Here is a 22,075-nt window from a genome sequence, read left to right as displayed (position 1 = left end):
TTTGATTGTTTCAGGCTTACTGCTACTGGTTGAATACCGGCGGTCGTTTTTCCACGAAGGCCTTCAGCCCTTCTTCGGCGTCCGGGGTTTCGTACAGGGAATCCGCCAGTTCTGCCTCCAGTGCCAGCGCCTGGTTGAGGGGCAGGGAGCTGCCTTCGCGCAATGCGCGCTTGGTAGCGGCGATGGCACGGCCGGGACCGCGAGCGATTTCTTCGGCGAATTCGCTGGTGCCTGCAGCCAGGGATTCCGCACTGTAGACGCCATCGAGCAATCCCAGTTCTTGCGCCTGAGCGAGTCCGAAGGTGTCGCCGGTCAGCAAAACTTCCATGGCGGCGCGACGACCAATGCGGCGTACCAGGCGCTGGGTGCCGCCGTTGCCGGGAATCAGCCCCAGCTTGATTTCCGGCAGGCCGAAGCGGTAATTGCCTTCGGCAGCGAAAATAAAATCGCAGGCCATGGCAATTTCCAGGCCGCCACCGAGGCAGTGGCCGGCGACTTCGGCTATGTAGATTTTGCTGCTGTTTTCGATGGCATTGGCATTGGTGCGGGCAGCGGCGACCAGTGCCAGGTTTTGCTGCACACTGTTACTTTCAAACACCTTGATATCGGCGCCGGCACAGAAAAATTTTGGCAGCGCGCTGTTGATCACCACCACGCGTACGCTGTCGTCCTGTTCCAGGGTACGAATGACCATGCCGATTTCCCGCAGGAATGACTCGTGATAGGCGTTCGCTGGCGCAAGCTGCAAAGTAATATGGGCCACCCCGGGGGTAGACTTTGTTAGCGAAACATTCGATTGCGAATGGCGCTCATTCATGGCCGGTTCCTCTCATTTTTCACCTCTCATCTCTCATTTTTGATTTCGTTATTAATGGCGCCCTGGTGTTGCCCCAGTTTCGGCGCTGGATGGCTTCCCCACAGGAATTGATCGTCGATACGAATGGGGCACCGGCTGGTGGTTAACTGACTGCCACCGGACATCGGCAGGGATTGCAGCATGTCGAGGGTTTTGAAACCGTCGTGTGCCAGCAGTTGATTCCAGTCCAGCACTTCCGCGCACCAGATATCCGCAGGCTCCAGTAGAGATAGCCAGTGCGCGGTGGTCTGGGAGGGGAGGTGATCTGCAAGAATCTGTTTGATGGCATCCCGCTCGGCAAAGGCGAGTGCGGGGTCGCAGTAGGGCAATAGCGCGGGGCAGTCGAGCAGTCGCGCGAGGTCTTCCACACGACCCATGGAGAGAGCGATATAACCGTCGTTGGTTTTATAGAAACCGTAGGCGCCGGCCACCAGCGCGTGGGCGCCATTGACGGCGGCGCGCTCGATGGTTTGCTGCGGATCCTGCAGTGCAATGGTGAGTGGCTCGAACTGAAAATCCACCATGGCTTCGAGCATGCTGATCTGCACCAGGCTGCCTTCACCGGTGAACTCGCGGGCGAAGGCGGCGGCGAGAATGCCCTGCACCAGTTGTGCGCCGGTAAAGATGTCCGCTACCGGTACGCCCATGGCCACGGGGCCATCGTCGCGGCTGCCGGAAAGCCAGGTGAGGCCGGAAAGGGCCTGTAACAGTAAGTCCTGTCCGGGACGATCGGCCCAGGGACCCGTATTGCCGTAACCGCTGATCTCACCGTAAATGATGTGCGGGTTGATGGCTTTTACATGGTCGTAGTCGAGCCCGAGTCGCTGCATGACGCCGGGGCGGAAATTGGCGATGAGGATATCCGCCTTGCGGATCAGTGCATTGAGATCGTCCCGCTGCGCCGGATTTTTCAGGTCAACGCAGTAGCTTTCCTTGTCCCGGTTGATGGCGTGGAACAGGGTGGATTCACCCTCCAGCACGCAGTCGGACAGATACAGATTGCGGCCGTCTTCGCCGCGCTCAGGTCGCTCGATCTTGATCACCCGCGCACCCAGGTCCGCAAGGCGCAGCGCAGCAGACGGGCCGGACAGAAACTGCGAAAAATCGAGAACCAACAGTCCGTCGAGTGGTTTATGAGTTTGGGTCATTGTGCGGTCTCCCCCTGGCTGGAATGGGCAGTGGTGGAGTTGGCCAGTAAGGTGTTGCGAATGTGATCGGTATCTTCTCCGAGTCGCGGCGCGGCCTTGTGACTTGTAAAACGCTGGCCGTTGATCCGCAGCGGGCAGCGGGTGGTATTGACGGTCAGCGACGTCTCGCCGTTTTGCGATGGGCGGGAAACCTGTAACTCCATCGCGACCGCTTTAAACGCGGGATGGTCGAGCAGCTGATCGTAGTCCACCACTTCGGATGCCCAGATGGCGGCCGCGTTCAGGCGAGTCATCCAATGGTCTGTGGTTTGGGTGCGCAGGTGTTTTGCGAGGTCTGTTTTGATCGCGTCGCGCTGGCTAAAGGCTTCGCTGTCGTTTTTGTTGATGGCCGGGCAGCCGAGCGCTTCCGCCAATGGCCCCAGTGGTCCCATGGAAATGGCAATCCAGTGGTCTTTGGTTTGATAGATGCCGTAAGGCGCACCGAGGAACGCATGGGCGTTGGCGATTGCGCTGCGGTCCGGCAACTGGCGGTCGTTGTTGAGGTAGGTGGTAAGCCCTTCAAACTGAAAATCCACCATGGATTCCAGCAGGCTGGCCTGCACTTTGGCACCCACTACGGCACCGCCATTTTTGCGGGCGCGCTGGCGGCGCACCAGCGCGGCGAGAATGCCTTGCGCCAGGTGAGTGCCGCACAGCATATCGGCGATGGCGAGCCCTAGCGGAACCGGCCCCTGTTTGCGATTTCCCGAGAGCCAGCCGACGCCAGATACCGCCTGTGCCAGCAGGTCTTGGCCGGGTTTGTGCACCCAGGGTCCTTCGTTGCCGTAACCGGAAACTTCGCCGTAAATAATCTGCGGATTGAGGGCTTTGACACTGGTGTAGTCGAGGCCGATTTTTTCCATCACGCCTGGGCGGAAGTTGTGTGTCATTACATCTGCCTGTGCGAGCAGTTGGCGCACCGCATTCAGGTCGTGCGGGCTTTTCAGGTCCGCACAAAAGGATTCTTTATTGCGGTTGATGGTGTGGAACAGCAGGCTGTCACCATCCACCCACAGGTCTTTGGTGGCGAGGCTGCGACAGGCGTCGCCGCTGCCGGGGCGCTCGATCTTGATTACCCGTGCACCGAGGTCTGCCAGACGCAGGCCCGCGTAGGGGCCTGCCAGGTACTGGCTGAACTCGAGAACGGTGAGCCCTTTAAGAGGCAGTTGTGACGCAGCGTGTTGCTTCGCAGACATAGTTTGTTGCATGGCAGACATTGGTTGTGTCATCCATTAACCCTGACGTGATTTTTTGTACAGAACATTGAGCTGATCCAGCAGCCCGTTGGCATCGCCACCGTGCATGAGGTAGTTGCGAATGGGCGCGCCGGCGTTGTCCTGGAAAAACATATGCCCATGGTAGCGTGGACGCAGGAAGGCGCGGTCCAGGGTGGGCAGGGTGTCGGTGAAGTAGTTGTTGGTCAGGTGATTGGCTGACTCACTGGTCCAGGCGTCGCGATGTCCGGGCTGACCGCCGTACTGAATGTAGAAGGACTTTTGCAGATCCGGATTGCCGGCAAATGCTACAAACTGCGCGGCAATATCGGCGTGTTTGGTGTGCGCGGAGATCGCCAGGCCAGTACCGCCGAGGGTGGTTTTCAGGTGCTCGCCTTTAGGACCGGCGGTCACGGTATCCCGGAATGCCAGCAGTTTGCGCGCGTAGCCGGCCTGGGCGTAGTTGGCGTAGCCGTAGGCAAACGGGCAGTAGGCGAAGTCGTCACTGCGGGTCATCGCTTCGTACACCTTGATCGGGTTCCAGTCGAAGCAGCGGCGGTCCAGGTTGTCGGACAGGGCCTTGAGCATGCCCAGTGCCTCAATACCCACAGCCTGGCTCACTACTTCCTCTTCGCCAACGCAGGGATCTTCCCCCATGGCGGAACACAGCATGTAGAAATTCATCAGGGTGTCCTGGGGAATGCTCGGCACTGCGACCAGACCTTTCTCGGCGAGTGCCATCAGGTGTTCCCAGGTTTTGGGTTCTTCCAGTCCCTTTTCTTGCAGCAGGTCCGGGCGTAATGACGCTACCGGGGTGGCGGCGTCCAGGGCCAGGGCCCACTGCTGGCCATCGTAGTGATAGGAGGTGTGGGAGTGCCCCACGGCGTTGTCTGCCTGGTCCTTGAGGAAGGCGGCGGGCAGGTGCTCGTCCAGGGGCAGGATTACCTTTTCCCGCGCGGCAAAACCGGTCCAGGGGTGGTCGATCACCAGCAGGTCGTAGCGGCTGGCGAGGTCGTCGATGGGGTGGTCGGCGAAGGCCTGAAGCGAACGTTTGTCCCACTGAATGGTGACGTGGGGGTTCAGTTCTTCAAAGCGCTGGGCCGCCGCCACCATGGGGGTGAAGCCGCGGGTGTGGTTCCAGGTCATGCCGCGCAGGACGATGGTTTCTTGGGAGTCGTGACTATTCTCGGAGCTGCTCATCAGTTTTCTCTCTGTATCACTCGTAAACGAGGTGCGGGTGTTGGTTGCCCGCTGGTTGGCGGCTCATCAGGATCGATTTCGTGTTTTTATATTTGAAATTGTTGTTCAAGTATAAAAATCGTTTTTTGGCGGTGTCAACCTGTGCTTAAATGCGCTGACAAAACAAATGCCAAACAATGTGTGGGTCAGGGGGAAGTGGTGCCCGAGAAAGTGAGCGTAAAAGCGGGGAATCAGAAGGATGGGGGCAACGGCAATGGCGGGAACAAGTACGCGGTGCCGGCGCTGGACAAGGCCCTGGAGATTCTCGAGTTTCTTGCGGCGGAGTCGCTGCCACTGTCCCAATCCGATATTGCCCAGGGGATCGGTCGCACCAATAGCGAGATCTTCCGGGTACTGGTAGGCCTCGAATCCCGGGGTTACCTGTTGCGAGACGAGGTGTCCGGCAAGTACCGGGTTTCCCTCAAGCTGCTGGAGCTGACCCGGACGCTGTCGCCGGTCTCGCAGCTGCGCTTTGCGGCACAGCCGGAGATGGAGGCGCTGGCGGCGCGGCTCGGCCAGTCCTGCCACTTGAGCGTGATTCACCAGGGCCAGTTGATGGTCGTGTTGCAGGTACAGAGCCCCGGGCCGGTATCCCTGTCGTTCAATGAGGGCACCTTGTTCCCACTGCTGCAGACCGTATCCGGGCGGGTGCTGCTGGCGAATTGCGAGGCGGGGCGCCGCGCCGGTTTGCTGGAAAAGATGCCGGGTGTGGACGCCCCCCTGGCCATGGAGCAATCGCTGCTCCCGGTGCGTGAAGCGGGTTTCGAGCTGCGTATCAGTGAATTGACCGATGGCGTGACGGACTGCGCGGCGCTGGTAGGGCAGCCGGATGGTGCGACCATTGCCGCGCTGGCGGTTTCCAGCCTGACCTCGGTGGTGGGCAAAAAGCTGGAGCGCGAGGAGCTGGAGCGTGCGGTACAGGAATCCGCCGCGCGGATCAGTGCCGCCCTCGGCCTCTAATCGGCAGGTATCAGACATAAAAAAAGCGCCCCTGAAAAGGGGCGCTGAAGCGAGAGAAAATGCCTTTTAGGCAACCGAGGTTGCGGCACAGGCAAAGGTCACGAAGAGTCGTTCGTAACTGACAAGGTGTAACAAAGCGCAAACTGGGGTGTGCTTCGCTACGGGAGAAATCATTTTCCAAGCGCCTGCACGCGCTTCGCCGCATCCACCATGATGCGCGCTTTGTCGGCGATCTGGCTGGCGTTGTCGCCGGCGGCATAAATGTTAGAGCCGAGGCCGAAACCGCGTGCACCGGCCTTCCAGTACTCTTCCATATTGGTATCGGTGATACCGCCCACCGCCAGGGTGAGCACATCTTTCGGAACCACCGCGCCGAGAGAGGCCAGGTACTGGGCCGGGAAGTCCGCTACCGGGAACATTTTCAGCACCTCGGCACCGGCTTTGAGCGCACTGAACGCCTCGGTGGGGGTGAGGCAGCCGGGAACGGAAATCAGATTCCGGTCATTGGTAGCGCGGATCACTTCCGGGTCACAGTTTGGCGAAACAATGATCTCTCCGCCTGAATTTTGTACACTCTGCACCTGCTCCGGGGTCAGCACGGTACCGGCGCCACAGATGGTGGTTTCACCGAAGTCGTCCATGATTTTCGCCAGCCGCTCGATACTCTTGAGAGGCTCAACCGGGGAATTCAGCGGGATCTCGATGGCGCGCACACCGGCTTCCAGCAGGGTATTGGCAACCATGTCGATCTCGTGCGGCGTGACGCCGCGGATGATGGCGATAAGAGGGCAGGCTTCCAGCGCCTGGTGAAACTGCTGCTTCAGCATGTTTGATTCCTGAGCTTCTTACGGATCTGCTTTTTAGTGATCTATTCCCGGTGACGGGACAGGATGGATGCAGTATAAAGGGACGCAGGAATATTTGTATATAGTTAATTGTTAACAAAAAAGGATTGGGGTTGTATGATGGGCCAACATCACGTGGTGGCCGACCATACTTCCTGGGGTACCCAAGCTGTTCCTTAGGTGCCAGTGGTCGGAGCGCCCATAACAATAAAAGAGGGTTATCCGATGAGAGGATTCCAGCTGACCGCCTTCAAATTTGCCGCAATCGTGGCATTTGGTGGTTTTATTTTTGGTCTCGATGCGGCGCTGATCTCCGGCACCGTGCGCTTTATTACCGCCGAGTTCACCCTGTCGGACCTGCAAGTGGGCACCGTCGTCAGTGCGCCCGGTTTCGGGGTGATCTTTGCGCTGCTGGTGACCGGGCGTATCTGTGATGCCTGGGGCCGCAAAACGGCACTGCTAATGATTGCCGCCCTCTATCTTGTATCCGCCATTGGCTCGGTGCTCGCGCCCAATTTTGAAATGTTGGTGGCGGCGCGCTTCCTCGGTGGCCTCGCATTTACCTCTCTTTCCCTTGCCTCCATGTATATCGGCGAAATTGCACCGCCGCAAATGCGCGGCAAGCTGGTGTCCATGAACCAGATCACCACCGTGGTCGGCCTCTCTGCAGCCTATTTTGCCAACTACGTTATTTTGCAGGCATCCAATGCGGATGCGGCCTGGGTGACCGCACTGGGCATCGACCAGTACACCTGGCGCTGGATGCTGGGGGTGGAAGTGATCCCGGCATTGATCTGGCTGCTGATGCTGCTCGCGATTCCCGAGAGTCCGCGCTGGTTGGTGCTCAAGGGCCGCCTTGACGATGCCCGTGCGGTAATGCGCAAGTTGTTGCCGGAAGGGCATATCGAGCCGCAGATTGTTGAGATTCAGGAGAGCGCGGCTGCCGCGCCGACCGGCAACTTCCGCCAGCAGGTGGCAGAGATCTTCAAGCCGCGTCTGCGCACCGCTTTCTGGGTGGGTTTGGTAATCGCCATCGCGCAGCCGATTACCGGTATCAACGCCATCATGTTCTATGCGCCCACCGTGTTTGAGCAGGTGGGTATCGGCACCAATGCGGCATTTATGCAGGCGGTGATCGTGGGTGTGGTGAGTGTGATGTTTACCATTCTGGCACTATTGTTGATTGACCGTCTCGGCCGCCGCCCGCTGGTGTTGTTCGGTCTCGCCTGGGGCGGCGCCAGCCTGTTTCTGTGCAGCTGGGCCTTCAGCCAGGCGACCTATGAATTGACCGCGTCTTCCCTGCAGGCGCTGGCCGCGGCCAACATCGATGTGTCTTCCCTGCAGGCGCTGGTGGGCACCGTGTTTGAAACCGATGTGGCGTTCAAGCAGGCCATGTATCAGGCGCTGGGTGAAGCCACTGCCCGCGCCAACGAGGGCGTGCTGATTCAGCACGGCATCCAGATCAATGCCACCCTGGTGCTCGCGGGCATCATGTGTTTTATCGCGGCATTTAATCTGTCGATTGGCCCGGTGATGTGGGTGCTCTTCTCTGAAATTTTCCCCACCTATGTACGCGGCGTTGCGATTCCGTTCTTTGCGCTGATCGTGAGTACCGTCAGCTACTTTGTGCAGCAGTTCTTCCCCTGGCAGCTGAACAATATGGGCGCAACCGAAATCTTCCTGTTCTACGCCGCCTGTATCAGTGTCAGCCTGGTGTTGCTGTACCGTTTGCTGCCGGAAACCAAAAACAAATCCATCGAAGAGATCGAGGCGACCATGGTGCGCGCCTGAGCGCGCACCGGGATTGATCGTTCAAGAAAGTGAGAAGTCTTCATGTCTAAAGCCTTGCTGGATCAGAAGGTTGTTATCGTCACCGGTGCCGCTGCAGGCATCGGCTGGGGTATCGCACAGGTGTGTGCCGAGGCGGGTGCCACCGTGGTGCTGGCGGATATCAACGATGCGAGCAATCGGGTGGAAACCCTGCGCGACCGCGGATTTGAAAGCGCCTACTTGCCGTTGAATGTGGGTGACGCCGCGGCGATTGCACCGTTTATCGAATCGGTGGTGGAGCGCTTCGGGCGCATCGACGGCCTGGTAAACAACGCTGGCGTCACCATTGAGGGAAACTTTCTTGAGTTTGATCTGGATAAGCTGGACTGCCTGTGGGAAGTGAATCAGCGCTCGGTTTTTCTGCTGTGCCAGGCGGCGGCGCGTCATATGCAGGCGGGTGCCGCGATTGTGAATATCGCGTCCAATCACGCCGGTGCCAGTGTCGCCGGTTACGAAATGTATTCAGCGACCAAGGGCGCCATCGTCGCCATGACTCGCGCCATGGCCTGGAGCCTGGGCAAAAAAGGCATCCGCGTAAACAGCCTCTGCCCGGGTCTGACCAAAACCGAAGCGGTCGCCAAAGTGGCGGACGCAAATCCGGCACTGGCAGCGTCCTTCGACAAAATGCATGCAGACAACAAATACAACACGGTGGAAGAGGTGGGGCATATCGCCGCATTCCTGCTTTCACCCTGTTCCGGCGCCATGACCGGTTCCAATATCACCGCGGACCACGGCCTCAGTGCCAGTCTGTGTCCCACCGACGATCTGAAATAAGCGGAGCGCAAGGATGAAGATTACCGATATCAAGGTGTATCCCGCCTGGGTAGGGCACCGTAACCTTTGTCTGGTAAAGGTGGAAACCGATGCGGGCATTTACGGCTGGGGCGAGTCTGGTCTCTCCAGCCGGGAACTGGCGGTGGCCGGCGCGGTGAAGCATTTCCGCGAATTCCTGATTGGCCGCGACGCGCGCAATATTGGCGCGCTGTGGCAGGAGATGTACCGCAGCCAGTATTTTGAAGGTGGCCGCGTGCTCACCGCGGCAATTTCGGCAATTGATATCGCCCTTTGGGATATTGCCGGTAAAGCACTGAACGTGCCGACCTATCAATTACTGGGCGGCAAACAGCGCAATGAAATTCCGTTGTTTGTGACCTCCACCAAGCCCATGGGGCCGGCGCTGCTGGACGACTTCCGCACGCTGCGCGAGCAGGGCTGGGAAGTGATCCGTGCAACCACCGGCGAACACGGCTCGCCCATCGAACCGACCACGTTTGATGTGCGTAAATCCATTGCCGCTGCAGCCGGCAGCCTGAAAGAAATCCGTCAGGAACTGGGAGATGAGTTGGTGCTGGGTATCGACTACCACCACCGCCTCTCCGTTGCCGAAACCGCGAGTTTCTGCCAGAAGCTGGGGGAGGGTGTGCTCGACTTCCTCGAAGAACCGATCCGCGATCAGTCCGTGTCGGCCTATCAGGGGCTGCGCAACATGGTGAATGTACCTTTTGCCATCGGCGAGGAGTTTTCAAGCAAGTGGGATTTCCTGCCCTATATCGAAAAAGACATTACCAACTTTGCCCGCATCGACGTGTGCAATGTGGGCGGTTTGACCGAGGCGATGAAAGTGGCCGCCATGGCAGAAAGCCATTACATCGACATCATGCCCCACGATCCGCTGGGCCCGGTGTGCACCGCAGCAACCATCCAGATGTGTGCGGCGGTGCCGAATCTGTCCTGGTGTGAAATTGCCCCCTACGACAGCAATAAATCCGATCACGACAAGTATTTCATCAACCGGCCAAAAGAAGTGAACCGGGTGTATCCGGTGGGCGATGCGCCGGGCATCGGAATCGACGTGAACGAGGAAATGATTGCCGAGCAGTCGTTTAAATTCTGGGAAGCACCACGACTGTACAAGCCGGACGGAAGCTACACCAACTGGTGAGAAATCTACTGCGCGTGCGCCTGGCGGCGTTCGGCGCATATCAATAAAAAAATGAGTAAGACGATGGAAACCAAAACCTTTGCCAAAAATTCTTCTGGACCACTGATGCGCTCCCTGTTGAGCCTCGCCATTGCCGCGGCAACTCTGGGTGGCCTGGCCGCCTGTTCCGGAGAGCAGAAGGGGAGTGAGTCCACTGCGAGCGCGGTGAGCACTGCAGATTCCAATTTGCTGGCACAGGACTTTGTGCTGGAAGGTTTCGACAAGGGTGGCATTCCGGCGTCTGTTCAGGTCAACAATGGCACCGCCAATCTGGTGGACGATGGTGCCGGTGGCAAAGCATTGCAGGTGAAGTTGAAGCTTGCGGATAACAACGGTGCCGGCCTGGTGATCAAACCGGCGGAGGCCTGGGACTGGAGTGAATTCTCCAACTTCAACCTTGCGTTTGATGTGGCCAACCACGGTGAGGAGTCGGTGCAGATCGATGTCACCATGGGCGATAAAAATGGTGATTTCTATACGCGCGGCCTGGTAGTCCCTGCGGACGGTACCTCGCGCACTTACTACGCCAAACTGCATGGCCACGATCAGGAGGATCCCAAGGCGGCGGCCCAGAACGAATTCAACTTTGCTTCCGGTCTGCGCTCCAATCCGCCTACCTGGCATTCCGACGACGTGATGCTGCATTCCTTCTGGGGTAAAAAACTGCTGGACCTTTCCGGCATCACCCAGATTTCCTTCGGTTCTGACGGTAGCCTGAGCGATCGCCAGTACACCATTGATAATCTGCGCCTGCGCGCAAACCCGGAGATGGATAAAAACTTCCTCACCGGTCTGCTGGACAAATACGGCCAGAACGCCAAGGTAGATTACGAAGGCAAAATTCACTCTGACGAAGAGCTTAAGAAGGTCGTCGAGGAAGAGCTTGCCAGCCTTTCCGGCAAGCCCAATTCCGATCGTTCAAAATTCAGTGGCTGGAAAAACGGTCCGCAACTGGAAGCCACCGGCTATTTCCGTACAGAAAAAGTAAACGGCAAGTGGGCCATCGTAGATCCGGAGGGTTACCTCTATTTCTCCACCGGTATCGACATTATTCGCCTGTCGAACTCTTCCACCATTACCGGCTACGACTACGATCAGGCGCTGATCCCCAAGCGCAGTGCGGATGAGGTGATTGCGGAAGACGACCAGCCCCTGAACCGTGTGGACGAAAAAGCCTGGGCCACCCGTGACCTGATTTCCGAGACCCGCGCTGACATGTTCAACTGGCTGCCGGGCTATGACGATGACCTCGGCAACCACTACGGCTACCGCCGTGAAACCCAGTCTGGCCCGCTCAAACATGGCGAGACTTTCAGTTTCTACAGTGCCAACCTGGAGCGCCGCTACGGAGAAACCTATCCTGAGTCTTACCTGGATACCTGGCAGAAAGTCACCATCGACCGCATGCTGGATTGGGGTTTTACTTCCCTGGGTAACTGGGCGGCGGATTCCTACTACAAGGAAGAGCGCATTCCGTTTGTGGCGTTTGCGGACATCATCGGTGAATTCGGCACTCTTTCCAGCGGCTTCGATTTCTGGCACCCCGTACCGGACCCCTACGATCCGCGTTTTTACCAGCGCTCAGTCGTGGCGGCGAAAGCGGTCAGCGAGCAGATCCAGGCGAGTCCCTGGTGTATGGGTATTTTCTTCGATAACGAGCAGAGCTTTGGTCGGCTGGAAAGCGACGATCTGCACTACGGTATCGTGATCAACGCGCTGTCCCGTGATGCCGCGGATACCCCGGCCAAGGGTGCATTCACCAAAGTGGTGAAAGAAAAGTACGGCACCATTGAGGCGCTGAACAAAGCCTGGAATAAAAACGTCGCTTCCTGGGAGGCGTTCGAGAAGGGCATGGATTCCAAACTCACGACCGACGCCCAGCGCGAAGATTACGCGACCCTGTTGTTTGAATACGGCAACCAGTACTTCGGCACCATCAACAAGGCGATGAAGTCTGTGCTTCCGAATCACCTGTATCTCGGCTCCCGTCTGCCGAGCTGGGGTATGCCACCGGAAATCGTCAAGGCGGCGGGTAAGAATGTAGACATCATCAGCTACAACCTCTACGAGGAAGGGCTGGTCCCGTCCAAGTGGGATTTCCTCGCGGAAATCGACAAGCCGAGCCTGATAGGTGAGTTCAGCTTCGGCTCCGACGATCAGGGACATTTCCACCCGGGTATCGTGATCTCCGCGGATCAGAAAGACCGTGGCCGTATGTTCAAGAACTATATGCACTCGTTTATCGATAACCCCTGGTTTGTGGGCGTGCATATGTTCCAGTACATGGATTCCCCGATCACCGGCCGCGCCTACGACGGCGAGAACTATGCCAATGGCTTTGTATCGGTAGCGGACGTGCCCTACGCGGAAATGGTCAAAGCGGCCAAGGAAGTCCACGAGGGGCTGTATGAGCGTCGCTTTGGTGATGTGAAGCCGGAGGAGTGATCTTTCCGGACGTTGTAGTTAGCTCGGTGGCGGCGACGCTGCCGGGTAGGGCTTTCCAAGACACGCCGTGAACCCATCCCTGGGGGCTCTTCCGCGAGGTCCCTCTCGCGGAAGGTCTTGGAAAGCCCTACCCGGCACCGCCGCCTTCTCGAATAGATTGGCGGTTCAATACAAACCTGCGCCAAAAGCAGGGCGATGGAGAGAAAGCGCGGCGTCCGGCAGGGCGTCGCGCTTTTTTGTTGGCAAAACAACGGTTTAACCCCATTCGCGCTAATTGAAACGTTTACATTACCCATAGATAACTGTAGATTGTTAACAAAATATTGTTAATAAACACAATAACGATCTTTCAGTCTCGGGTATTTCAATGGCAACCAACCTGTCCTCAATTCTGCCGCATTCACAGCTTTTCTATTCCATGGGTCTCGGCCTTTGTGTTGCCGCTGTGCTACTGGCGGCTTGTGGCAAGCCTGGTGGCGAACTGGGTAGTGAGTCGCCGGGTGAAGGCATTGAGCAATCGACCACTGTTGCCCACAAAGAGTACCTGCAGCCGATTCTTAGTGCCGGTAATGGAATTCCTGCCGGAGTTGAGGGATATGGAGTTTCCCTATCCCGGCTGCCGGCAGAAGGCGGCTCAGCGCCGCTGAAAGCTGTGTTCTCCAAAGATACCTACGAGCCGCGACTGGATCTTGCGCCAGAGTCTGGCTGGGACTGGAGCAACGCCGGGGACAGTATTGGTTTGTCTCTGAGCGTCGCCAACCCGGGTGATCACTCCGCGCAATTGTTTGTCTCGGTTTACGACGATAAGACCTTCGGAACCCGTTCGTTCAATGTGCCCGCCGGTGGCGCGGGCACTTACTACTTTGATCTGAATGGCCCGGCGCTGGCGTTGGATACCGGTATGCGCGACGCGCCGGCGTTGTATGACAATGCCGCAACGGCGATGACCTGGATGTGGGGCAGTAAGTCCCTGGATCTGTCCAGTATTCGTCACGTCGAATTGAATATGAAAAGTATCCTCAGCGACCGCACTCTGGTGCTCGAGGATATTGCCCTCGCCACTAACGGGGAATTCCAGCCGCAAAATCTTCACGGAATCTTTGACCAGTACGGTCAGTACGCGTCCCAAGACTATCCTGAAAAAATTCACAGCGATGACGCGCTCCGCGCAAGCGCGCAGCGGGAGGCAGAGCAGTTCTCCGCGCAGCCGACATTTGCCGATCGCTCCCGTTTTGGCGGCTGGGCTAAAGGTCCGCAATATGAAGCGACCGGCTATTTCCGCACCCAGAAAATTGATGGCCAGTGGGCGCTGATCGACCCGGAGGGTTATCTGTTTTTTGCCACCGGCGTCGACAATATGCGGATGGACAACACCGTCACCATGACGGGTGTGGACTTCGCGGAGCCGGATGCGCGCAAGGGGCCCGTGGTGGCATCCGAGTTGCGCAAAAATCTGTTCCAGTGGTTGCCGGAAGAGCAGGGTGCACTTTCCAGCCACTATGTTTACCGTCCGGTAGTGCACACAGGACCGGTGGAAAAGGGAGAGGGGTTCAGTTTTTATCGCGCCAATCTCGAGCGCAAATACGGCCCGGATTATTTACAGCGCTGGCGCGAAGTCACCATTGATCGTCAGCTGGATTGGGGCTTTACCACGCTGGGTAACTGGGCGGATCCGTCCCTGTATGACAATGGCAAGGTGGCCTATGTGGCCAACGGCTGGATTCGTGGTGACCACAAGCGGGTGAGCAGTGGTGACGATTACTGGGGGCCGCTGCACGATCCGTTTGACCCCGAATTCGTCCGCTCGGTAAAGCGCACCGTGGCGCAAGTTGCGGCGGAGGTTCAAAGCGATCCCTGGTGCATGGGCGTCTATATCGAGAATGAGTTGAGCTGGGGTAACACCAAGTCCGACGCCGGTCACTTCGGTCTCATTATTCACACCCTGACTCGCGATGCCGCAGAGAGCCCGGCCAAGGCCGCGTTTGTAGAGCTTCTGCGGGCCAGATACACCAGTGTGGAAAACCTGTCTCGTGCCTGGTCGCTTCCGCTTACTTCTAGGGATGCTTCTACGGGCACTTCTGCGGTGACTTCCTGGGAAGCCTTCGCGGACGGTTTTGCATTACCCGCGTCTGCCAACGGCAAGCCTCTGATCGATGGGGCCTTACGTGAGGACTTCTCGCTGCTGCTGGAGTCCCTGTCCGCACAGTTCTTCTCAGTGGTGCAGCGCGAGCTGGCCGCGGTTATGCCCAATCACCTGTTTCTCGGCGCGCGCTTTGCGGACTGGGGTATGACCCCGGAAGTGGTGCGCGGCGCGGCGGCCCACGTGGATGTGGTCAGTTACAACCTCTATACCGAGGGGCTGGCGGCGGGCAATTGGGATTTCCTCGCGGAGATCGACAAGCCCTCGATTATTGGCGAGTTCCATATGGGGGCGACGGATTCCGGCAGCTTCCATGCGGGGCTGGTGTCCGCCGAGAGCCAGCAGGAGCGGGGCGAGATGTTCCGCGACTATATGCACACCATCATCGACAACCCCTGGTTTGTGGGCGCCCAGTGGTTCCAGTACATCGATTCGCCGGCCTCCGGCCGCGCCTGGGATGGCGAAAACTATAACGTCGGCTTTGTCACCGTGGCGGATGAGCCCTACGGGCCGATGGTGGCGGCCGCGCAGGCGCTAAACCGGGAGTTGTACCCGCGCCGATATGGGCAAAAAAATGATTGATGTTAATTGTTAACAATATACAATGGTTCTACTGATTGAGGTTTAATCATTAGAAGTTATTTGAAGTGCTAATAAAAAATCACGGATTTTGGGGTTCCTCCATGTTGATGGAAGTAAAAGAGCAGGCCGCAGAGCTGCTGTCTTCGAGCACCATCGCCGCCACCAAGGTTGAGTATTACCAGATTCCTCTGGCCGAAGTGCTCTCCGACGCGCGCCACGGTGACCACACCCATTTTGAAGTCTTGGTGTTCCGCGTGCGCTGCCAGGATGGCCTGGAAGGCGTGGGATATACCTATACCGGCGGCCGCGGTGGCCGCGCCATCTACTCCCTGCTGCAGGACGATATCCAGCCGCTGCTGGAAGGCCGCGATGCGTCGGATATTTTCGCCATCTGGGAGGGGATTCAGTCCCATCTGCACTATGTGGGCCGCGGTGGTCTGCTGAGCTTCGCGCTGTCGGCGGTGGATATCGCTCTGTGGGACCTGCGCTGTAAACGCCTGGGCCTGCCGTTGTGGAAAGTGGCTGGCGGTGCGGGCAATACCACCAAGTGCTATGCCGGTGGTATCGACCTGAACTTCTCCGAGTCCAGGTTGCTGGACAATATTTCCAACTACCTGGCGCGCGGATTCAACGCGGTGAAGATCAAGGTGGGTAAGGAAAACTACAAGGAAGACGTTGCGCGGGTCGAGGCGGTGCGCAAGCTGATCGGTGATGACGTCACCTTTATGGTGGACGCCAACTATTCCATGACCGTCGAGCAGGCCGTGCGCTTTGGCCGCGCTATCGACCACTGCGATATCACCTGGTTCGAAGAGCCCACCATCCCCGACGATTACCTGGGTTATGGCCGCATTGCCGACGCCATCAATATTCCACTGGCCATGGGTGAGAATCTGCACACGGTGCACGAATTTACCTACGCCATTGCGCAATCCAAGCTCGGCTTCCTGCAACCGGATGCCTCCAATATTGGCGGTATCACCGGTTGGTTGAAGGTGGCGGAATTGGCCTACGCGCACAACCTGCCGGTGTGCAGCCATGGCATGCACGAGCTGCATGTTTCCCTGATGGCGAGCCAGCCCCACGCGGGCTACCTGGAAGTGCACTCTTTCCCCATCGACGAATACACCACCCGCCCGACCGTGCTGGAGAACGGCCGCGCCGTGGCTTCCAACGAGCCGGGTACCGGGGTGACTTTTGATGAAACTCTGCTGCGACCCCATCTGGTCAAGCACTCTTAATAGGTGATGTTCATGCAAGCTCAAGCTGCTCAGTATGTCGGCAACAAATCATTTGAAGTTGTGGAAGGTCGCTGTGAAGCGCCAGCGGCGGATGAGGTTCGCCTGAAAGTCGGTTATGTCGGTATCTGTGGTACCGACATGCATATCTATCACGGCGTGATGGACCAACGTGTAAAGCCTCCGCAGGTTGTCGGCCACGAAATGTCCGGTGTTGTGGATGCGGTGGGTGAAAACGTAAAAGACTACACCGTCGGTGAGCGCGTTGTCGTGCGTCCACTGGATTACTGTGGCGATTGCCCGGCTTGCGACGAAGGCCACAGCCACATTTGTCACAACCTGAAGTTTATGGGCATCGACTCCGTCGGCGCTTTCCAGAGCTTCTGGAACGTCAAAGCGCGCACCCTGCACAAGTTGCCGGAAAATGTTTCTCTTAAACAGGGCGCGTTGATCGAGCCGCTGGCGGTTGCTTGCCACGATATTTCCCGCGCGCGCCTGAAGGCCGGCGAGAAAGCCGTCATTCTCGGCGGTGGTCCTATCGGTCAGCTGGTGGCTCAGGTTGCTCTGGGTATTGGTGCCGAGGTGATGATTTCCGAACCCAGCCCGGAGCGCCGCGCGTTTGCAGAAAAAACCGGTGCGCTGGCGGTGAACCCCATCGAACAAGACCTGAAGGCCGCGGTGGAAGACTGGACCCAGGGTAAGGGTGCGGACGTGGTGTTTGAAGTTTCCGGCGTGCAGCCGGCGGTGGACGCCATGACCGAGATTGCCGCGGTACGCGGGCGTATCTGCATGGTGGCCATCCACTCCCAGAAGCCGCAGCTGGATCTGTTCAAGTTTTTCTGGCGCGAGCTGGAGCTGGTGGGTGCGCGTGTGTACGAAGCGCAGGATTTCGAGCAGGCCATTGATATGGTCGCCAGCGGCAAAATCGACCTGGTGCCATTTATCAGCAAGGTCGCGCAACTGACTGATATCGGCAGCGCCTTTGCCTCCATGGACGGCAACCCGTCCGGCATGAAGGCCCTGGTTTCCTGCGGCGCGGAAGACTGAGAAAGGTCGGCTTGCGACGCTAGTATTCGGGTCAAACAGGTGCCGGTAACAGATGCCGGTCTAACCGATAAAGAATTGAAGTGAGTAAACCTATGTTGGATAAATTCAGCCTCGCCGGCAAAAAAGCCCTGGTGACCGGTTGTAACCGCGGAATCGGCAAAGCCATGGCAGTTGCTCTGGCGGAAGCGGGTGCCGATGTGATCGGCGTATCCGCCAATCTGGATCTGAACGACTCCGCAGTGGGCCGCGACGTGGCCGCCGTGGGCAAACAGTTCTTCCCTTACCAGTGTGATTTCTCCGATCGCAGTTCCCTGTACGGTTTTATCGACAAGGTAAAAAGCGAGCACGCGCAGATCGATATTCTGGTGAATAACGCCGGTACTATCTTGCGTGCGCCGGCGGCGGAACACGGAGACGACCTGTGGGACAAGGTGATCGAAGTCAACCTGAATGCCCAGTTCATTCTGAGCCGTGAGATCGGTAAGGAAATGGTCGCGCAGGGTTCCGGCAAAATCATTTTCACCGCCTCTCTGCTGACCTTCCAGGGCGGTATTACCGTACCGGGTTATGCGGCCAGTAAAGGCGCCATTGGTCAGATCACCATGGCACTGTCCAACGAGTGGGCGTCCAAAGGTGTCAACGTGAATGCCATCGCCCCGGGTTATATCGCTACCGATAACACCCAGGCGCTGCGCGAAGACAGTGAGCGCGCGGCGAGCATTCTCGGGCGTATTCCCCAGGGCCGCTGGGGTGAACCCGAAGACTTCAAGGGACCGGTGGTATTCCTGGCTTCCGAAGCCTCCAATTACATGAACGGCAGCGTCCTCCTGGTGGACGGTGGCTGGATGGGGAGATAAGTATGGCTCTCGAATTAAAAACCAACGTCAACTTTGTGAACGGCGAATACGTCGCTTCCAAGGCCGACGGCACTATTGAAGTACTGAACCCGAGCACCGGAGAAGTGCTGGGCAGTATCCCGAAAGGCTGCGCGGAAGACGCAGACGTTGCACTGCAGGTCGCCAAAGACGCGCAAAAGCCCTGGGCCAAACGCACCGCGCGCGATCGCGCGGCGGTACTGCGCAAATTCGCGGCGGCCATTCGTGCGGAAAAAGAATCCTTGGCAGAGCTGCTGGTAAAAGAGCAGGGCAAACTGATCGGTGTCGCCCGCGATGAAGTCAATGCGACCGCGACCTTTATCGAGTATGCCTGTGACAACGCGCTGACGCTGGAAGGCGACATTCTGCCTTCGGACAACGAAGACGAAAAAATCTATATCCACAAGGTGCCTCGTGGTGTTGTGGTAGCGATTACCGCGTGGAACTTCCCGCTGGCACTGGCTGGCCGCAAGATCGGCCCGGCGCTGATCACCGGCAACACCATTGTGATCAAGCCGACTCAGGAAACCCCGCTCACCACCATGGAGCTTGGCCGCATCGCCAACGAAGTGGGCATTCCTGCCGGTGTGCTGAACATCGTCAATGGCGAAGGTTCGATTGTCGGCCAGGCCCTGTGTGAAAGCCCATTGACCGCGATGATCACCATGACCGGCAGCACCCGCGCCGGCCAGATCATTCACCAGGCCAGCGGCAAGCACATGATTCCGGTGATGCTGGAGCTGGGCGGCAAGGCGCCGTTTATCGTGATGGAAGACGCGGACCTGGATAAAGCCGCGGAAGCCGCTCTTTGGACCCGCTACGCTAACTGCGGACAGGTGTGCACCTGTGCCGAGCGCCTGTACGTGCATGAGAAAGTCTACGATGCTTTTATGGCCAAATTCCTGCCGAAGGTGCAGGGGCTGAAGGTGGGCAACCCGCTGGATGAAAGTACCCAGATGGGCCCGAAAGTGAATGCCCGCGAGATCGAACATATCCACGAGCTGGTGCAGAAAAGCATTTCTCAGGGCGCCGAGCTGGCAACCGGCGGCAAGCCTGCCCAGGTGGCCGGGTTTGAAGGTGGCAACTGGTACGAGCCCACCGTGCTGACCAACGTGCAGCAGGACAACATTCTGGTGCACGAGGAAACCTTCGGCCCGATTCTGCCGATCGTAAAAATCTCCAGTATCGACGAAGTGATTCAGTACACCAACGACAGCGAATACGGCCTGTCTGCGTATCTGTTCACCGAAAACCTGCGCTACATCCACCAGTCCATTGCCGAAATGGAAGTGGGCGAGGTCTATGTAAACCGCGGTATCGGTGAGCAGCACCAGGGCTTCCACAATGGCTGGAAACTCTCCGGTATTGGCGGTGAAGACGGTCGCTACGGACTTGAGCAGTACGTGGACAAGAAAACGGTTTACCTCTCGGAGGCTTGAGCAGCCTCTGGACTCTTCCTTTCATCTCATCAGGATGAACACCTTTGCGGGGACTTTTGTCCCCGCTTTTTTTTGCCTGTAGATCTTCAGTTGGGAAAAGCAGGCACAAAAAAGCCCGGCGCTTGGCCGGGCTTCAGAAACCGATGAGCAGGTCACTTGATGTTCGCGCGCAGTGCGGTGGTGGCCACATTGATCTTGTTGGCCTTCAGCGCCTCCAGGATCGCGCGGTGCTCGTCCACGCAGTCTTTCGGCTTGGAGATGCGCTTGTAGTTCATACGCATGCGCAGCACGATGGGGTACCAGAGGTTGATCAGCTCATCGCCACCCGCGGCGCGCACCAGGTACATATGGAAATCGATGTCTGCCTTGGTGACCTCGTTGAACTCCTGCGCGTCAAACGCGTCCTGCAGGCGGTCCAGAATATCTTCCAGTTCGGCAAAGTCCATCTCGGTCAGCTTGCCCTTCAACTGGGAAATGGCAAAGACCTCGATGCGGCGGCGGATGTCGATCATCAGCTCCTGCATGGACGGGTCCAGCACGCTGTTGACCGATACACCGCAGTTGTTCTTGGCGACCAGCAGCCCTTCTTTGGTGAGCTGTAACAGCACATCGCGCACCGGCCCACGGGATACACCAAATCGATCGGCGAGCTGTTGTTCATTCAGCTTTGTGGTAGGGGCGAGTTCTCCAGAAATGATATCGGAGCGCAATTGGTCCGCGATCTGCTGGCGAACGGGAATAATCTTTGTGGCTTCACGCATGTTCGTTTCTGCTGACCAGTTTATCTTGGGGCGGTAGGCTCGCGCCGACCGGCCGTGAAGGTTACCCATGTTGCCATTCGGTTCAGGCTCCAGCCAGAACTTCTGCTCTGCTCTGCCAGTGGATGGGCGGCAGTGTCAGACATCGGGCTACCCGAGGGTTCGAAAATGGACTTGTAGCAAATTTACAATCAGTAATCGATTTGCAGATAGTACCGCAGACTACCAGAGAAATCCCATCTTAAATGTTAACAATCAACAATTTAAGTGGTTTAATTTCAGGTATTTCAAGCGCTTGGCAGCACGACAGCGCCTGACCAGACCGGAAACAGGCCTATTATCGCCTGTTGGTCAACAATCAACCAATGACAAATAGATATGCAAGGGCAAGGTTCTCTCAATGAATGAAATTCTGGCCTGTGACTGGGGAACCAGTAGTTTTCGGTTAATGCACCTGGGCTCAAACGGAGAAATTATTCGTGAAATAGCCACCGGGGATGGAATTAAAAATCTGAGCCGGCCGGTTATGGAGGAGCACCTGGTCTCACAAGTTGAGAAGCTCGATGCTCCTGCGGGGACCCCGGTGATTCTTTGTGGAATGGTGGGGTCGACCATTGGCTGGCAAGAGGCGCCCTATACCGATTGCCCGGTTTCCATCGGTGGCCTCGCCCAGTCGTTGAGCGCCATGCCGGGTACGCGAATCACAGCCTACTGTGTGCCCGGTGTGAAGCTGGTAGTCGACAGTGGTGCTGCAAGTGGTGGTGCAGACGTCATGCGTGGGGAGGAAACCCAGGTGATTGGCTGGCTGACACAGGCCAGCGATGAGGAAAAAGAAAAAAGCACACTTTGCCTGCCGGGTACCCACAGTAAATGGGTGCACATACAAAACGGTGCTATATGCGATTTCAGCACCGCGTTTACCGGCGAGTTGTTTGCGTTACTGAGCGACCACAGCGTGTTGGTCCAGGGCGAGCAGCGTGTATCCGAGCCGGCGTTTTTCGCGGGATTGCAAGCCGCCGCCGCGTCCAGCGGATTGATCCATCAACTGTTCAGTGCACGCAGCCGCTCGGTGCTGGGTGTTCAGTCTCCATCGGCCAGTGCCTCTTATCTATCTGGGCTACTCGTAGGCAGCGAAGTGGCTGCAATGGCGAGCGAACTGCCTTCGGGTGCTACCGTCCACCTAGTATGTGGTGATCATCTGGTTGGCCCCTACGGGAAAGCATTGGAACATTTTGGTCTGCGATTCCGGCACTACCCTGGCAGCACCTATTCGGCACACGGCCTGTGGGCGATTGCAAAAGCATCAGGTCTGATGTGCTAGTGCATCCTAAACCGCAAGTTAACACTTCTTTACTGAGCGCCCGGTCATTGTGTAACGCCACATGACATTTGGACGCGAACGTGATGGCTGCGTCCGAGCCCAATAGCAGGCCCGT

Annotated in this window: 17 protein-coding genes; 11 read left to right on the top strand and 6 right to left on the bottom strand. The window is 57.7% G+C overall.

From position 1 onward, the window contains the following. Positions 1-22: 22 nt before the first annotated feature. Genes Q1A74_RS06280 through Q1A74_RS06265 form a run of 4 tightly spaced genes read right to left on the bottom strand, consistent with a single transcriptional unit; the run spans position 23 to position 4,457 of the window. Complete coding sequence (locus Q1A74_RS06280) at positions 23-817, bottom strand: enoyl-CoA hydratase/isomerase family protein (protein WP_299593652.1); 795 nt, start codon at positions 815-817, stop codon at positions 23-25. Between the two features lie 26 nt (positions 818-843). After that, positions 844-2,004 (bottom strand): CaiB/BaiF CoA-transferase family protein, encoded by a 1,161-nt coding sequence (locus Q1A74_RS06275; RefSeq protein WP_299593649.1) that lies wholly within the window; start codon positions 2,002-2,004, stop codon positions 844-846. Beyond that, positions 2,001-3,239 carry a CaiB/BaiF CoA-transferase family protein gene (locus Q1A74_RS06270; protein ID WP_299593646.1) on the bottom strand — a complete coding sequence of 413 codons (1,239 nt, stop codon included), beginning with the start codon at positions 3,237-3,239 and terminating at the stop codon, positions 2,001-2,003. The genes Q1A74_RS06275 and Q1A74_RS06270 overlap by 4 nt, the downstream gene beginning before the upstream one ends. Positions 3,240-3,275: 36 nt before the next feature. After that, positions 3,276-4,457, bottom strand: coding sequence for an extracellular solute-binding protein (locus tag Q1A74_RS06265; RefSeq protein ID WP_299593643.1), 1,182 nt, complete (start codon positions 4,455-4,457; stop codon positions 3,276-3,278). A gap of 198 nt (positions 4,458-4,655) precedes the next feature. Between Q1A74_RS06265 and Q1A74_RS06260 the strand changes: the two genes are divergently transcribed. Continuing rightward, complete coding sequence (locus Q1A74_RS06260; protein WP_299593640.1) at positions 4,656-5,456, top strand: IclR family transcriptional regulator; 801 nt, start codon at positions 4,656-4,658, stop codon at positions 5,454-5,456. A 170-nt stretch (positions 5,457-5,626) separates the two neighbouring features. On the opposite strand, the gene Q1A74_RS06255 is transcribed toward Q1A74_RS06260, so the two are convergent. Continuing rightward, on the bottom strand, positions 5,627-6,283 hold the full coding sequence (locus Q1A74_RS06255; RefSeq protein ID WP_299593638.1) for a 2-dehydro-3-deoxy-6-phosphogalactonate aldolase: 657 nt from the start codon (positions 6,281-6,283) through the stop codon (positions 5,627-5,629). Positions 6,284-6,526: 243 nt separating this feature from the next. Here Q1A74_RS06255 and Q1A74_RS06250 point away from each other — a divergent pair, with 243 nt between their 5' ends. From Q1A74_RS06250 to aldA, 9 genes are all read left to right on the top strand, one after another. Beyond that, a complete protein-coding gene (locus tag Q1A74_RS06250; protein ID WP_299593635.1) occupies positions 6,527-8,092 on the top strand; it encodes an MFS transporter in 1,566 nt (521 codons plus the stop codon). A gap of 42 nt (positions 8,093-8,134) precedes the next feature. Further along, on the top strand, positions 8,135-8,908 hold the full coding sequence (locus Q1A74_RS06245; protein ID WP_299593632.1) for an SDR family NAD(P)-dependent oxidoreductase: 774 nt from the start codon (positions 8,135-8,137) through the stop codon (positions 8,906-8,908). A 13-nt stretch (positions 8,909-8,921) separates the two neighbouring features. Further along, positions 8,922-10,076 carry a mandelate racemase/muconate lactonizing enzyme family protein gene (locus Q1A74_RS06240; protein WP_299593630.1) on the top strand — a complete coding sequence of 385 codons (1,155 nt, stop codon included), beginning with the start codon at positions 8,922-8,924 and terminating at the stop codon, positions 10,074-10,076. Positions 10,077-10,139: 63 nt separating this feature from the next. Further along, complete coding sequence (locus tag Q1A74_RS06235) at positions 10,140-12,560, top strand: beta-galactosidase (protein WP_299593627.1); 2,421 nt, start codon at positions 10,140-10,142, stop codon at positions 12,558-12,560. Between the two features lie 367 nt (positions 12,561-12,927). After that, positions 12,928-15,282 (top strand): agarase, encoded by a 2,355-nt coding sequence (locus Q1A74_RS06230; protein WP_299593624.1) that lies wholly within the window; start codon positions 12,928-12,930, stop codon positions 15,280-15,282. A gap of 101 nt (positions 15,283-15,383) precedes the next feature. Next, positions 15,384-16,523, top strand: a complete 1,140-nt coding sequence (locus Q1A74_RS06225) for a mandelate racemase/muconate lactonizing enzyme family protein (RefSeq protein WP_299593621.1) — start codon at positions 15,384-15,386, stop codon at positions 16,521-16,523. A 12-nt stretch (positions 16,524-16,535) separates the two neighbouring features. Further along, complete coding sequence (locus tag Q1A74_RS06220; RefSeq protein ID WP_299593618.1) at positions 16,536-17,567, top strand: alcohol dehydrogenase catalytic domain-containing protein; 1,032 nt, start codon at positions 16,536-16,538, stop codon at positions 17,565-17,567. Positions 17,568-17,659: 92 nt separating this feature from the next. After that, positions 17,660-18,424: an SDR family NAD(P)-dependent oxidoreductase gene (locus tag Q1A74_RS06215; RefSeq protein ID WP_299593615.1), complete on the top strand. Its 765-nt coding sequence runs from the start codon at positions 17,660-17,662 to the stop codon at positions 18,422-18,424. Positions 18,425-18,426: 2 nt separating this feature from the next. Further along, positions 18,427-19,881, top strand: a complete 1,455-nt coding sequence (gene aldA, locus Q1A74_RS06210) for an aldehyde dehydrogenase (protein ID WP_299593612.1) — start codon at positions 18,427-18,429, stop codon at positions 19,879-19,881. Positions 19,882-20,033: 152 nt separating this feature from the next. Here the strand turns inward: aldA and Q1A74_RS06205 are convergent, their stop codons facing one another. Continuing rightward, a complete protein-coding gene (locus Q1A74_RS06205) occupies positions 20,034-20,642 on the bottom strand; it encodes a GntR family transcriptional regulator (protein WP_299593609.1) in 609 nt (202 codons plus the stop codon). Between the two features lie 397 nt (positions 20,643-21,039). On the opposite strand from Q1A74_RS06205, the gene Q1A74_RS06200 reads away from it, so the two are divergent. Next, positions 21,040-21,960: a 2-dehydro-3-deoxygalactonokinase gene (locus Q1A74_RS06200; RefSeq protein WP_299593606.1), complete on the top strand. Its 921-nt coding sequence runs from the start codon at positions 21,040-21,042 to the stop codon at positions 21,958-21,960. Positions 21,961-22,075: the final 115 nt, after the last annotated feature.

Source organism: uncultured Microbulbifer sp. (assembly GCF_947504145.1).
Lineage (GTDB): Bacteria > Pseudomonadota > Gammaproteobacteria > Pseudomonadales > Cellvibrionaceae > Microbulbifer.
This window is presented reverse-complemented; position numbering and strand designations above follow the sequence as displayed.